Genomic DNA, 13,737 nt, shown 5'->3' on the forward strand with positions numbered 1-13,737 from the left:
GCCACCAGCGCTGCAGGGTTCTTCTGCAGGTAGCGGGCGAGCTGGTGCGCGTTGGGCCCTTTCCAGGCCCGGACTGCTTCTAGCGCAGTTCGCGTGTCGTCAACGGTGAATGCCGGCCCGAGGGCGTGGCGCAGGTGCTCGGTGATCTGCGACTGGGCGTGGGCGAGTTCGGCTCGTAACCGCAACTGGTCCGGAGTCAGTTTCCTCATGATCGGCCTGGACGGCGAATCGTGGTGCGGCGTTCCCCGAGCGGCAGGACAGGGGTGCTGTCGCCGTCCGCGGTCTTCTTCACCTGCGCGTTGACAACGGTCGGCTTGATGAGGTCGTTGGGCGTGCACTGGAAGATGTCACACAGGGCAACCAGGGTGTCCATGCTCATCCGCTGTGGCGGCTGCGTCACCAGCCGGTAGACCTGTTCGCGTGACAGGGAGACACCGCGTTCCGCCAGCAGCGGCACCAGGTCCGAGGTCTGGAACATCTCGTGCTCGGCCATCAGCTGACGCAGTCGCCAGTCGTAGCCCATTTTCTTGATCATGTCAGGTCCCAGTCGTCGCCCAGCCGCCGCTTCAGTGAAGTCTCCAGGAGCTGGTTGCGGTACTCATCCGAAACGCCCATGTAGATGGCTGTTGTGGCGGCATGGGAGTGTCCGGCCTGCTCCTGCACGAACCTGGCGGGGTAGCCGAATTCCGTCAGGTGGGTGATGTAGCTGTGGCGCAGGCAGTGCAGGTCAAGGTCTTCATCGAGTCCGGCGTCCTGCCTGGCAGCGACAAACGCCTCGTTGATTGAGCGCGGCGAGAGGCGGCCGATTCTCTCGGTCACCCACAGGGCCGGGTGTTTACCGGGCGCGAAGTGGGGCCGTATCTCGCGCACCCATTCGCCCAGGACGTCGACAACCCAGTCCATCTCCGGGACGGTCAGTACCATGCGCCGCTTCGGCGGAGCCCCCTTGGATGACTTGCCGAACCGGACGGTCAGGCTGCCGTAGGCGCCGAACTGCGGCGCCTTGCGGTTGCGGCGCAGGTCCACCAGGTCCACTTTCGAAGCCTCAGTGCGTCGCGTACCGAAGGCGTAGACCGTCTTCAACACCGCAGCGTCGCGCAGCGCGGTGAGCGTCCCCTTGCGTCCCTGTCCCCGGATCTTCCCGGGCCGGGCGTCCGCCGCGTCGAACAGAGCCTGGACCTCGTCGTACGTCAGTGGTCGGCGCCGCGGGTCGCCCTCGTACTCGACCGTGTGAAGTACCGAGTTGCCCTCATGGAACACCACTTGCGGCGCCTCACCGAACCGCTCTAGGCAAGCCTCGATCCACCCGTAGCGGGGATCGCGCAGGTACTCCATGAACAGGGAGATCGTCACTTCGTACGTGCGTGCCGTGGACAACTGGATGGGTTGGGCGCCGTTACGCAGATGGACGATGAAGGCCTCACCGTCGGCGGGTGTCCACTGCCACGGGTACAACCCTGTGAAATCAGCCAACCGTCCGATCAGGCGTAGCCGGGGGCCGATCGTCGACTCCTGCAAGAAACGGGCGCCCTGCTGCCGGGCCCAGCCCTCTTGCATCGCGGTGAAGACCGCTGGCGCAGGGTCGAGGTGAACGATGTTCGACGCCAGAACGAGGCGTGCTGAACCGGGTGCTTGAGTGACCACGCGGCTGTTGTATCAAACGCAACATTGTTGCGTCCATCGATCACCATGCAGGTCATGGGCGTCGGCTGTTCGATCTAACGCCATGCGCACCCGTCTGACCTGGGTGAACTGCTTCTTCAGTCCCGGTCGAGTGATGCAGCAGATGCAATTCATCCTGTTTTTGTACTTCAACCAGCCCCTCACCGAGGGCTGGTAGGCGTCGTCCAGCCTCTTGAAGACCACGCCCTCCATCCCGACTGACGCCCACGTCAGCCACTCGCGCACGGTGTCCACCTCGGTGGTCGACGGGCACAGCGCCCACGACGCAGACAGCTGGCGGGCGGCGAACACGGACTCCAGTGCGGCCCTGCGCCGCCGGTACGGCCATCTGGTCATGTCCGTCCTGGACAGCCGCAGCAGATCGAAGACGGAAGGGCGTGGGTTCTCGGATCCTCGGACGGCATGGGTGTGGAACCTGCGTGCAGATCGCTGCGCAGACCTGCATGCCGTTCCGGTTCACTGCTGCTTGTTGCATGGGCGGCCGTCCCTGGAGGTAGACGTGTCGATGGAGGCCTCTTCCGATGTGCCCACCCGTCACCCATGCCGCTCGGTGTCGTTTTTGATCACGTTGGCTGTCATGGGAGGCGGGACCGGATGGTGACTTCGGTGGAGCAGAGTGCGAATTCGTTGCGCAGGTGTTGGATTTGGGCGGCCACGTCGTGACGGTGAGTCGGCCGGTTCTTCGTATCCGAGACGTACGCAAGAGCTACCGAAGACGTGTAGTCCTGCGAGGGGTCTCGCTGGATCTGTGCCCGGGGCAGTTGGTGGGCATCGTGGGTGAGAACGGCGCGGGCAAGAGTACGCTGCTGCGCATCCTGGCCGGGGACCTCGCTCCGGACGCAGGTGCGGTGGAGCGTCATGGGGTGGTGGGCAGTTGCCCGCAGGACGCGGTGCTGCACGGCGCGTTCTCGGTCGAGCAGCATCTGCGGTTCTTCCAGGCGGCTTATGGCCTGGACAGTCTGGAACGGGCTTTTGAGCTGCTCGAGCAGCTGAACTGTACGGGCTGCCGAGACGAGCGGTTGGAGGTGCTCAGCGGCGGGACCCGGCAGAAGCTCAACCTGGTTCTTGCCTTGATGCACGATCCCCAGGTGTTGCTTCTGGACGAGCCGTATCAGGGCTTCGACTGGGAGACATATCTGCGGTTCTGGGATCTGGCGGCCGGCCTGCGGGACCGCGGGTGCGCGGTGCTGGTCGTCTCCCATCTCGCCTATGACGCCGCTCGTCTGGACGCCCTGTACCGCCTTGATGCGGGGGTTCTGCGCGAGATGGAACAGGCCGGAACGGGCGGGGTGTCGGTGTGAAGCGCTGGTGGTCGTGTTTCGGCACGGCGATGCGGTTCGCGGTCATCGAACAGGCCCGCAACAAGCTCGCCCTGCTCATCGTGGTGCTGTTCGTTCCGCTGTGGATGACTCTGGCCTTTGAGGTTGTGGCCCGGATTCCGTTGCGGTTCTATGTCCGTCCGGTCGGCCGCTACGTGGTCATGGACGGCAACGTGGTGGCGCAGGTGACCGGAGGGCTGCAGTCCCTTGCGCTGGTGGTCGGGTTCATGATGTTCGTTGCCACGGCCCGTTCAGCGCTCTTCGACCGCCGTCTGGTGCAGGCCGGCTACCCACGATCGTGCCTTGCTCTGGCGAAGTGCTCCTCGCTCGTCCTGGTGGCGGCCACCGTCGCGTTCTACGCCACGGCGTGGGTGCACGTGTACTGGCGGCCGGCGCAGCCTGTGGTGTTCGCCGCGGGCATGTTCGCCGGCTCTCTGGTCTACGGCGGTATCGGCATCGTTCTCGCGGCGGTGGTGCGCAGCGAGCTGGCGGGCATGTTCCTGGCGATCCTGATCAGCGCCATCGATCTGCTGTTGCAGAATCCGATGTTCAACCCGGCCGCGGACAGTGTCCTCATGCAGTACCTGCCGGCGTACGGTGCGGTGCAGAGTTCGGTCGCGGCCGCCGTGCTGCACGCGGTGCCCTGGAGCTGTCTGTTGCTGGGGGCCGGATGGGCTGTGGGGATGGCGGCGATGGGGATGGCCGCGTTTGCCGTGCGTACCCGCAGGGGTTCCTCGGCTGCCGAGGTGATCCACGAGGCAGCGAACGGCGTCGCGGAAGCCATCCCAGCGCCGTGAAAGTGGGCTGGTTTCCGGGTGTCTGCCAGTCGCCGCCTCGTGGGTGCGGACGTTTCGTCCGGAACGGTCAGTACCATCCGAGTGGGTTCGAGGCGTGCGAGCAGGAATTGCGGCGCAGCCTGAACCAGGCTTTGTCCCAGTTGGGCCCCGGGCTTGAGGTTGTCCCCGCCCTCTCGTCCGGGTCACGGCTTCGCTCCTTGCTGAACGGCGTCAGGTTTGTCTGCGGCGGGTTCGAGCGTTCGAAGGGCGGTCCGCCAGAGGTCCGGGAGGTGCGGGCCGATGGGGGTCTGGTCGTGGTGGACGACGCTGAGTCGGGCCGTGTCGTGGAAGACGGTCAGGGAGGTGTAGCACTGGTTGGGCCCGAGGATGTCGGTGAGGCCGTATGCGGCCCGGGCCACGTCACCGCGGTATGTCAGGGCGCCGCCGGTCGCGACGAAGCTCGCGGTGAGGGGATGGGCCAGGCGTCCGATGAGGCGTGTGGTGGCGGCACCCGGGGTGTAGGCCGCCATCACGCGTAGGGCGTCGCGCTGGCGCAGGCCCGCATGGCGGGCGGTCTGCGCCACTACGTGGCGCAGGGCCTGGACGGGTGAGGGTTCGTCGCACGGCAGGACGACCTGGACCAGGGCCATGCGGTTGCCGAGCGCGTCTTCCTCGCCGGTCTGGCGGTAGGAGACCGGCATGCCGGTGGCCACCGGCGGATGCGGGCCGTCTGACTGCCCGCGCTGCCACAGGTACACGGCGTGGGCCAGAGCCGTGAGGTAGATGTCGTTGATGCTCACGCGATGGGCGCGGGCCAACTCACGCAGGTAGGCCAGCGCAACGTCGACGTAGCGCACACGCCGGGTATGCCCGCTGGGCGAGGCGAAAGCGGCAACCGGCTGCGAGGCGCGCAGGAGGGCGACCTGCTGTGTCAGCGCGCTGGCGACTCCGGCCATGGGGGGCCGCCGGGCAGGAGGCATAGAGGGGCAAGCAGCCGGGCTGTCGTCCAGCAGAGCCCGCAACAGGATGCTGACAAGGACACCGTCGTAGAGGGCGTGATGCCCGCGGAAACCCAGACTGTATCCGCCAGAGCGGGCCATCAGCACGATCTCCCACGGCGGACGGTCCTCACCGGCGGGCGGCCCCTCATTGAGGAGGAGCTCAGCGCCGGCATGGCCTGCGCCACCGCCCGCGGACAGGACCCGGACGTGCTGGGCCGCGTCGAGCCGATCGCTCCACCTCGCGGTGGTTGCGCCGTGGCCGAGGCGGTAGCGCAGGGCGGGCAGATGTTCGGCGCGCTCGGCGACGCGAGTGCGCAGGCCGTCTGTGGAGGGTGTCGGGCCGTCGAAGTCCAGGAGCGCCACGATGGGAACCGGCTGGCCGGCCGGTCCGGCGAGCAGTGCCCGGTCCGCCGGCCCCAGTCGCACCGTGCGATGCGGTTGGCCTGCTGTTGTGCGCCATGTCGGCATGTGCTCTCCCGTCGTCTCCTTGGCAGACCAGGGGCCGGTATCACCGGGCCTGCCGAGCCGTAGAACGACCAATCACTGGTGGCGGACACGGCTCGCTCGGTGCGGGCTGCCGGGTTGCGCTGCCGCGCCAGTCTGAGTTCTCAGCACCCATGTGGTTCGCGCCCCGGTAACGGCACGCGGCCGCCAGCTCATTGGGACCTGCTGGTCACTCAGTCCGGGTGCGTTACTCGGGGTACCGGTGGTGCGGGTAGCCGTCTCCCTGTCCGACGGAGCCGTAAGGATGGGGGCGTGAGGCGCGCAAGCAGTGTTCCAGGGCGTAAGCCCGGTGTGCGGCGTACCGGAGGATTGCTGCCGTGTCAGCCGGTCGTGGCCGGCTCGCCTGCACCGGCTGTCCGGTGGTCCTGGCGGCGCTCCTCAAAGCGGCCGGCCCGTACCCGCAGCAGTTCCAGGTGATCGGCCAGCGCTGCACGGTGTACCTCACCGGCCGGGCTGAGATCGGTACGGTCCATGACCCGCAGCGCCCGCATGATCGGCGCCAGCACGGAGTCGAGGAACATCCTGGGGTCGTACCAGCCGGCCATGGCCAGGCTCAACGACATGGCGGCGAATCCTGGGATCGGCTGACCTGGCATCCGGTAGTCGCACACGGCCCAGCGCAGACCCTCCATCGCCTTGTCGGGGAGCAGGTCGAAAATCTGCTCGTAGAGGTCGCGGTAGAAGACCATGTGCAGGTTCTCGTCCGCCGCGATCCGGCTGAACAGCTGCGCGCACACCGGCTCGGCGGTGTGCAGGCCTGTGCTGCGGTGCGCGACCCGCGTCGCCAGTTCCTGGACCAGGACATAGGCGATACCGCGCACCCCGCGCGGGAAGAAGCCGGGCATCGGCGTCGACATGTGCACCATCCGTGCGCGTTCCAGGGCGACGGGGTCCACTGCCCGGGTCGCGTGGACGTAGGAGCGCAGCGCGATCGAGTGCCGGTCCTCCTCTGCCGTCCAGCGGTGCAGCCAGTTTCCCCATGCGCCGTCGCGGCCCACGATGGTTGCCAGTTCGTGGTGGTAGGTCGGCAGGTTGTCCTCCGTCAGCAGGCTCAGCACCAGGGCCGAGCGTGCCAGGGGATCGAGTGCTGACTGAGCGTCCTGCCAGGGCGTCCCGTCCAGCGGTCCGTCGAAGTCGGCGCCTGCTCCCCAGGGGATGTACTGGTGGGGGAACCACTCCTTGGCGACCTTCAGGTGACGGTCCAGCAGCCGTGCGACCACCGGCTCCATTTCCTCGATCCAGTGGGGGCCGCCGGCCGCTGCGCCGTGCGTGGAGCTGTTCATGGACGTCACTGCCTGCCTCGGCTGGCTTCGGGGTGGATGGTGAGGTGGACCTGGGGTGCGCCGCGGCGGGCTCTGCTGCCGCTGGCGACGGTGACCGGTCGGGCCAGTCGCAGGCCGGGAAAGCGGTGGGCGAGGGCGGGCAGGACGGTGGCGAGTTCCTGGCGGGCGAGCTGGGCGCCGATGCAGTAGTGGGCGCCCGCCCCAAAGACGATGTGGTGGGAGAGAGCGGGGGGCCGCGTGGTGGCGAAGCGGGTGCTTCGGGTGTGGTGGTCGCTGTCGGGTGGGAGGAGGAGGTAGACGCTCTCGCCGCTCTGAACGGTGTGTGAGGCGAGCGTGGTCTGCCGGGACGCGGCGCGCTGGGTCATGCTGACGGGCGGGTGCGCGCACAGCAGGTTTTCGACGGCCGCGGCCGTGGCGTCGGGGTTGTCGCGCAGGGTGGCGGCCTGGTCGGGGTGTTCGGCGAGGGCGGCGCCGGCGTAGGCGAGGGTGACGGCGGTGGTCTCGTGGGCTGCGAAGAAGACCAGGGCGAGGGTTGCGGCGAGAGTCTCGTCGTCGGGGAGGTCGGCGGTGAGGCGGGGGTCGGTGAGCCAGGTGGAGATGCGGCCGTCGCCGGGGTGGGTGCGCAGCCGGTCGATCTGGGTGTGCCAGTAGTCGCGGACGGCGCCGGTGACACGGTCGGCGTCGTCCAGTTCGGCGTCGCTGGCGATGTTGTGCGCGGCGGCGAAGCGGTTGCTGAAGCCGGCCAGGAGCGGCGCGTCGTCCTCAGGCAGTCCGGCCCAGGCGCACATGACCTGGGAGGGCATGAGTTCCGCGACCAGGCTGGTGAAGTCGGCCTCTCCGCAGGTGTGGATGTCGTGGGCCAGCACGTCGAGACGTTCACGGGTGATCCGCTCGATGTGCGGGCCCAGGGCGTTGACGGAGCGGGCGCCGAAGAGGCTGTTGAGAGAACGGCGCAGGTGGGTGTGGAGTGGAGCGTTGAGGAGCATCACCGAGCGGCACAGGAAGACGAGGCTTTCGTGGCGGCGCCAGCCAGGTGTGTGGGTGTCGCGCCACTCGGTGTCGCGCATACGGAAGCCGGGGTCGGTCAGAACCATGCGGGCCAGTTCAGGATCGGTGACCACGACGCCTCCCCACAGAGTGGGCAGTACGGGCCCCATGCTGCGCAGGGCCTCGTGGTGGGGGGTGGGGTCGACGACGTGATGCATACGCATGAGGTGCCCGGTGGTACGCATGGCGAGCGCGGTTGCTGGTGCGGCGTCGGTGGGGCCGGTTGCGTACGACGGGGGCGGTGCGGCGGCGGTGCCGGTCACGTCAGGGAGCTGCCGTTCCTGCGGCGTACATTTCGGCGGCCTGGGCGAGGGTGGTGTCGGGGTCAGTGACGGTGATGATCTTGCCGGTGGCGTTTTCGATCATGACGGCGAGTTCGGCGAGGGTGAGGGAGTCCATGTCGAGGTCACGGAAGGTTGCCTCGGGGTGGATCTTGGCGGGGTCCTGGTTCAGGTCCTCGGTCAGCATGCGGGTCAGGGTCTCGTACATGGGGATGCTCCTCGGTTCGGGTTCGGGTTCGTGGGTGCGGGTGAGGTGGTGAGGCCGGGCGTGCCGGAAAGCGTCGGTGCCCTGGGAGGGTCAGCCGACTGCGGTGACCGCAGCTGCGTGGTGCTGTTGTTCGGCTGCGGTGAGGCGGAGGTTGTGGGTGAGGGCGTCCAGGACGGCGGTGCGTGTGAGGGGCTGCGGCAGGAGGCGGTCCAGGTCGCTGGGGTAGGGCAGCCGGTGGGCGGGCTGGAAGGTGATCTGGGCGAGACGGCCCATGCCGGTGAAGGGGATGCGGCCGGTGGGGTCGGCGAGGATCGGGTCCCCTGCGGGCAGGCCCTGCTCGGTGAGGAAGTCGGTGCAGGCGCGGGCAAGTTCCCCGGCACTTAGGCGGGCTGGGCCGGCCATCGCCCAGTGCAGCCCTGGCGCGTCGGCCGCGCCGCGCACCAGAGCGTCGGTGAGCGCGGAGAGGTAGGCGACAAGGGTCTCCAAGGGGATGACGTCGCACCAGTGGTCCGGGGAGAGGGGCAAGTTGCGGCCCTGGCCCCGCAGCACGGCGCGGAACCAGATGTGCGGGAACTGGTGCGTCGGCGCCCAGGTGGCGTCGCGGGGCGCGAACAGGGCGGGGCAGCGGACGACGGCGACCGGATGGGTGCCCGCGACGGCTTCCTCGGCGCGGCGCTTGGAGCGGCCGTAGGCGCGCAGGCCGCGGGCCGTGAGGTCCTCGCCCTCGATGTCCATCGCGGCGGCCATCGAGGACAGCAGCAGCACGGGTGCGCCGGCGGTCCGGGCCAGTTCCATGATGCGGCGGGTGCCGTCGGCGTTGACCGCGTCGAAGGTGTCCGGCTTGTGCGGTGCGAAATCGGTCTGGCCGGCGCAGTGCACGATCACATCCGTGCGGTCCGCCAGGTCCTGGTACTGCCCGTCGTCGAGGCCCAGATGATCGGTCGTCAGATCGCCGGGCACGCACCTGTGGGCGCCCGCCGGTTCGCGGCGGTGGACCAGCGCGGTCACGCGGTGGCGGCCGGCGAGCGCGCTGATCAGGCGCGAGCCGACCACCCCGCTGGCACCGGTGAGCAGAACATCGGCGGGGGCATCGGTCACGGTGGTCTCCTTCGGCAGGGTCATCGGTGTGCCGTGGCCAGTTCGCCGACCGCGTCTTCCCACAAGCGTGCAAGGTCGAGGACATGGCGGTCCTGGGCGCGGGCGGTGAAGCAGACGGTGGCCCGCGTCCCGTGCGTGGACAGCAGGCTGGTGAACAGGTGGCCGGCGTACAGCGGCGGCAGCCCGGTGACATGGGTGACGGGATCGCCGTCGAACGCCATCGGCCTGCGGAACCGGGTCGAGGTCGCTGTGGCCAGGGAGTCGTCCGCGTCGAGGAAGGCGGAGAACTCCTCCAGATACATGCGGTCGGACATGCGCTCCTGAACGCGGCGGGTGCGATCCCGGGCCGATCGGCCCTTCCAGGGCTCGGTCCGCTCAGCGACCAGGGCCAGCCTGCGCCGCGCCGAAGGCTCGTCGACCGGCAGCAGGACCCGGGCGTGCCCGACCTTGTTCCCGCGGTCCCGGCGTTCAAAAGGCAGCCGCAGGCTGAACGGCATCCGCACCGCTACGGGCTTGCCGTGTCCGCCGGCCGCCGGCCAGGCGCGCAAGGCGCCGGCGAGCGCGGCGAGGTAGACGTCGTGGTCACTGCAGTCCGCCCAGCGGGCGATCACCTTCAGTGCCGCCACCGGTACATCCGCCACATCCGCCACCCGCTCCCCGGCTGGGACCGTTCCCGGGGTCCCCCCGCGGCCCAATGGGACGCGGAGGCCAGGGAGGGCGAAGGCGGTGGTGGGTGTGGCGGCGTCGAACAGCCGCTCCAGGGTGTGCACCATTGCCACGCCGTCCTGAGCGGCGTGGTGAACCCGATAGGCGAGCGTGTACTCCATGACGTCGCCCGGCGCGGCGGGCAGCAGCCACAGTCCCCACCGCGGTCGCTCCGCCGGGACGGACAGGTTCACCGCGCACTCGGCGGCGGAGACCGCCCCGAGGTCCTCGACGACGTGAATGTGCCGGGCAGCGTCGAAGCCCTCGAAGGAGGTCCACCGCTCGCGGCGCGCGGGCCCGGCCAGGTGCTCGGCCAGGGCAGGCACCAGCGTCGAGCGGGCCTCCGCCCAGGCTGCCAGGCGCTCACGTGTGGGCCTGTGGCCCCGCAGCCGCAACAGCATTCCGACGACGTGTCCGTCCTGGGGACAGCGGCGCTCCCATTCGAGCATGGCCCGGTCCGCCCCGGGAGCCAGTTCCCCCGTGCCGTCCCCGGCGGGAACAGACGACGCCACGGCCGTGCGCCGTCCTGCCGCGGGCGCAGCCGTCACCTCCGCCACCTCTGAATGCTCTTCGACACCACTCGTGCCCACTGCCGCTCCGCTCGCCGACCGGCAGCCCCACAGGCTGCCCGCATGTCACTCTGGGCAACGAGTGGCTGATCATCCGGTAACCGCGGTGGACGATCTTTTCTGTTGGCTGTCTGCTGCCCGTCGGCTGGTGGCGCGTTTGGCGACGGGTCAGGGCGTGCGGAATGCCAGGACGACGTTGTGGCCCCCGAATCCGAAGGAGTTGCTCAGCGCAGCCCTGACCTCTTGTTGCCGGGGGGTCTTGGTGACCAGGTCGAGGTCGAGGCCGGGGCTGGGGCTGTCGAGGTTTGCAGTCGGCGGGATCGTGGACTGCTGGAGGGTCAGGACGGTCAGGGCGGCCTCGATGGCGCCTGCGGCTCCCAGGGAGTGGCCCAGGACGCCCTTGGCGGAGGTGACGGGGGGCTGGTGGGGCAGGACCCGGTTGATCGCGCGGGCCTCGACGACGTCGTTGAGGGGTGTGGCGGTGCCGTGCGCGTTGACATGGTTCACGTCGCCGGGGGCGAGCCCCGCGTCGTCCAGGGCGGCTTGGAGTGCGCGGGCGGCGCCGTGTCCCTCGGGGTGCGGGGAGGTGGGGTGGTGGGCGTCGGTGGCCATGCCGCTACCGGCGAGCAGCGCGCGGGGACGGTGTCCGCGCGCGGCGGCGTCGGCGGCGCGTTCCAGGATGAGGATGCCCGCGGCCTCGGCCATCACGAAGCCGTCGCGGTCGGCGTCGAAGGGCCGCGAGGAGGCGGCCGGGTCCTGGGCGCGCGACAGGGCCCCCAGGTTCGCGAAACCCGTGGCTGTCAACGGTGTGTTCGGCGCCTCCGTCCCGCCGGCGATCACAATGTCGCACCGGCCGCCGAGCAGGAGGTCGCGGGCGGTGGCGATGGCTGTGGCACCCGAGGCACACGCGGTGGACGTCACAAGACTGGGGCCGCGGGCGCCGTGGACCAGTGCGATCTCCCCGGCGACCATGTTGGGGATCAGCATCGGGATCAGCAACGGCGACACGGTCGCCGCGCCGTGCTCCATCAGCCGCGCGTGCTGTTTCTCCCAGGTCGCCATCCCGCCCATGCTGCACCCGATGACAACTCCGACCCGGGCCCCGTCCCAGGCCGCGGTGTCCAGTCCCGCATCCGCCAGTGCCTCGTGCGCGGCCAGCAGCGCAAGCTGGGTGAACCGGTCCAGCCGGAAGAGGTTGCGCCGCCCCAGGGTGGCGACGTCCAGCTCGGCAACGGAGCAGCAGAAGTCGACCGGGAGCCCGGCCAGGGCGGGGCTGGCGGCCGCGACGGTGGAACTCGCCTCGCAGACCCGACGCCAGGTCTCATCCGCGTTCGCTCCGGCGGGGGTGATCATCCCCAAGCCGGTGACGGCGATCGGGGCGGTCACCGCGAACCCGCAGCGCAAGCGCCGGCTCGGACGGCCGCGCAGTCATCGGCGACGGTGGAGGCCGGGCCGACCTTGTCGTGGGTGACCTGGGCGGCGAACGCGTCGCGCACCGTGGCCACGAGTTCGGCCTGCGCCAACGAGTCCATCCCCAGTTCGTTCATGGTGGCGTCGGGTCGGATCACCTCCGGCTCAAGACCGAACTTCCCCTCGAGTTCGGTCGGGCTGTCCTCGATGGTGCTCATGATCGTATGCCTCTCCGTCACGGATGATGCGTCGGACACCGGGTCCGCGTACGCCTCGCACCAGGGCTGCTACCGGGCGCACCAAGCGAGCAACCGGCGGCCGGAGTCTGCGAGCGGCGCGCCAACCGGACAACGGACGGCCGCGCCGGACCAGAACGGGCACTCACCCGATCGAGCGACGCGAGCCCGTACGGCTGATCAGCGACCGAGGAGGTGGCCTCATCCGCGTGACGCTCAAGGTCCCGCTTGTGCCCAACTGGCGTTGAGCGCGGCTAGTGTTCCCGCTCGGGCCAGCGGAGGGCAGTAGAGGATCATCTAGGGAGCGGGCGGGCTGGTGTTCTCGCTCGACCTCAAGGCCTAGGTGCGCTCGCTGAGGAGAGGCACGTCAGCGGGCGTCAGGTCGGTGCGCATCCGCATGAGCCGGACCGGGTGCCGCCATCGTCCGGCCACGTCCAAGGACACGTCGACGGCGACTTCGGCGACGACCGCCGGTTCGACCAGGTGCACCTGGAGCTGCTGGCTGGAGCCCCAGCCTGCGGAGAAGGTCCACCCCGTCCACGGGTGGCTGGCACTGCCCGGCTGGAGCTCGGCGGCCAGTACCGGGCGGGTGGCCGCGTTCAGCGCGGTGGTGCGGCCGGCGTACTGCAGCCGACCGCTGGCGTCGAAGCGCCCGAGCAGGGCCGTGGTGGGGGCAGTCAGGGTGCCGGTGACGGCACCGACCACAGCCTCGGTGCTGTGCCGGGACCGGTACTTTCGCCACGCTCTCGTGGGCAAGTAGGCCTGATCGAGACGCTTTGCGGCGGGAGGCCGTTCCGGCAGCCCCGCCCGGGGGCTTCCAGCGGCTGGCCCGCAGCCGCTCCCACGCCTCATCGGCGTCGACCTACGCGGCGGCCCTGGAACAGACCGAGCAGATGTTCCGCGCCGCCGCCGTCGTGGGTCCCGCCACGCGCCCTCTCCAGGTCTTCTACGGCCTGAGCCAGGCCGGCCGCGCCATCGCGGCCGCCGCGGTGACCCTCAAGGGCGAGGACTGGCGGCTCGTCACCCACGGGATCAAGGCCTCCGGGTTCGACAGGCCCTTCCCCGACATCGAGATCCGCACCGACCCGCCCGGCACCCACGGCAGCTTCGTCCGGGTCAGCGAAGTCCTCGACTCCCCGGTGTGGCAGAAGGATGCGGTGCGCCTGGAAGACGTGTGGGACCTGCGGCCCCTGAACCTCGGCTACCCGCTCACCGGGCGAGAGCGGCCCACCCCGCTTTTCGCCGCCGCGAGCGCCATCCACCAGCAGGACCACCCTCTGCTGAGCATCCCCGTGTGCGACATCCCGGACCGGGTCATCGACGACGGCAGTCGCCAGGCGCTGGCCGACTTCCTCACCGCGTACCCGGCTGTTGCCCGGCACGATAGCTACGTGACCACTCGCGCCTTCAACCTTGGCGCTGCGGCGACACCCGAGTACACCCGCTACGACCACGGTGGCGGCGAACTGGTGATCAACTGGGAGATGCCCCAGGGATCGGCAACTCCAGCCGAGCGCCTAGATGTATTGACCCGTGAGGTTGGGGACGCGGCTGGCGGGTGGTTGGCCTTTCAGCGCGGTGTGTCCGCGGTGGTGATTGTAGGTGTGCAGCCAGCCA

The 13,737-nt window shown here is 69.6% G+C and carries 13 protein-coding genes and 2 pseudogenes; 3 read left to right on the plus strand and 12 right to left on the minus strand.

Annotated features, from left to right (window positions below):
* Window positions 1-205 precede the first annotated feature (205 nt).
* The 3 genes and pseudogenes from ACWD0J_RS34420 to ACWD0J_RS34430 form a co-directional block, all read right to left on the minus strand.
* Entirely contained in the window at window positions 206-535 is a 330-nt protein-coding gene (locus ACWD0J_RS34420; protein ID WP_451499788.1) for a helix-turn-helix domain-containing protein, read from the minus strand.
* A complete protein-coding gene (locus tag ACWD0J_RS34425) occupies window positions 532-1,557 on the minus strand; it encodes a tyrosine-type recombinase/integrase (protein ID WP_451499799.1) in 1,026 nt (341 codons plus the stop codon). Before ACWD0J_RS34425 ends, ACWD0J_RS34420 begins: the two co-directional genes overlap by 4 nt.
* 99 nt (window positions 1,558-1,656) lie before the next feature.
* A pseudogene (locus ACWD0J_RS34430) lies at window positions 1,657-2,100 on the minus strand (ATP-dependent DNA ligase); the annotation flags it as partial.
* A 242-nt stretch (window positions 2,101-2,342) separates the two neighbouring features.
* Between ACWD0J_RS34430 and ACWD0J_RS34435 the strand changes: the two are divergent.
* Entirely contained in the window at window positions 2,343-2,984 is a 642-nt protein-coding gene (locus ACWD0J_RS34435; protein ID WP_451499800.1) for an ABC transporter ATP-binding protein, read from the plus strand.
* On the plus strand, window positions 2,981-3,799 hold the full coding sequence (locus tag ACWD0J_RS34440; protein WP_451499789.1) for an ABC transporter permease: 819 nt from the start codon (window positions 2,981-2,983) through the stop codon (window positions 3,797-3,799). Before ACWD0J_RS34435 ends, ACWD0J_RS34440 begins: the two co-directional genes overlap by 4 nt.
* 182 nt (window positions 3,800-3,981) lie before the next feature.
* On the opposite strand, the gene ACWD0J_RS34445 is transcribed toward ACWD0J_RS34440, so the two are convergent.
* From ACWD0J_RS34445 to ACWD0J_RS34485, 9 genes are all read right to left on the minus strand, one after another.
* Window positions 3,982-5,205, minus strand: coding sequence for a wax ester/triacylglycerol synthase domain-containing protein (locus ACWD0J_RS34445; RefSeq protein WP_451499790.1), 1,224 nt, complete (start codon window positions 5,203-5,205; stop codon window positions 3,982-3,984).
* A 398-nt stretch (window positions 5,206-5,603) separates the two neighbouring features.
* The gene (locus ACWD0J_RS34450; protein WP_451499791.1) at window positions 5,604-6,566 is read right to left on the minus strand and encodes an acyl-ACP desaturase; all 963 of its coding nucleotides are present in this window, start codon (window positions 6,564-6,566) and stop codon (window positions 5,604-5,606) included.
* A gap of 5 nt (window positions 6,567-6,571) precedes the next feature.
* Window positions 6,572-7,876 carry a cytochrome P450 gene (locus tag ACWD0J_RS34455; RefSeq protein WP_451499792.1) on the minus strand — a complete coding sequence of 435 codons (1,305 nt, stop codon included), beginning with the start codon at window positions 7,874-7,876 and terminating at the stop codon, window positions 6,572-6,574.
* Between the two features lies 1 nt (window position 7,877).
* A complete protein-coding gene (locus ACWD0J_RS34460) occupies window positions 7,878-8,102 on the minus strand; it encodes an acyl carrier protein (RefSeq protein ID WP_451499793.1) in 225 nt (74 codons plus the stop codon).
* Between the two features lie 90 nt (window positions 8,103-8,192).
* Window positions 8,193-9,200: an SDR family oxidoreductase gene (locus tag ACWD0J_RS34465; protein ID WP_451499794.1), complete on the minus strand. Its 1,008-nt coding sequence runs from the start codon at window positions 9,198-9,200 to the stop codon at window positions 8,193-8,195.
* Between the two features lie 20 nt (window positions 9,201-9,220).
* A complete protein-coding gene (locus tag ACWD0J_RS34470) occupies window positions 9,221-10,417 on the minus strand; it encodes a hypothetical protein (RefSeq protein ID WP_451499795.1) in 1,197 nt (398 codons plus the stop codon).
* A gap of 225 nt (window positions 10,418-10,642) precedes the next feature.
* Window positions 10,643-11,860 (minus strand): beta-ketoacyl-[acyl-carrier-protein] synthase family protein, encoded by a 1,218-nt coding sequence (locus ACWD0J_RS34475; RefSeq protein ID WP_451499796.1) that lies wholly within the window; start codon window positions 11,858-11,860, stop codon window positions 10,643-10,645.
* Complete coding sequence (locus ACWD0J_RS34480) at window positions 11,857-12,102, minus strand: acyl carrier protein (protein ID WP_451499797.1); 246 nt, start codon at window positions 12,100-12,102, stop codon at window positions 11,857-11,859. The genes ACWD0J_RS34475 and ACWD0J_RS34480 overlap by 4 nt, the downstream gene beginning before the upstream one ends.
* A gap of 357 nt (window positions 12,103-12,459) precedes the next feature.
* Window positions 12,460-12,876, minus strand: a complete 417-nt coding sequence (locus ACWD0J_RS34485; RefSeq protein WP_451499798.1) for a hypothetical protein — start codon at window positions 12,874-12,876, stop codon at window positions 12,460-12,462.
* Between the two features lie 137 nt (window positions 12,877-13,013).
* Between ACWD0J_RS34485 and ACWD0J_RS34490 the strand changes: the two are divergent.
* A pseudogene (locus tag ACWD0J_RS34490) lies at window positions 13,014-13,418 on the plus strand (YaaC family protein); the annotation flags it as partial.
* Window positions 13,419-13,737 lie beyond the last annotated feature (319 nt).

It is taken from the genome of Streptomyces sp. NPDC003011 (assembly GCF_053591515.1).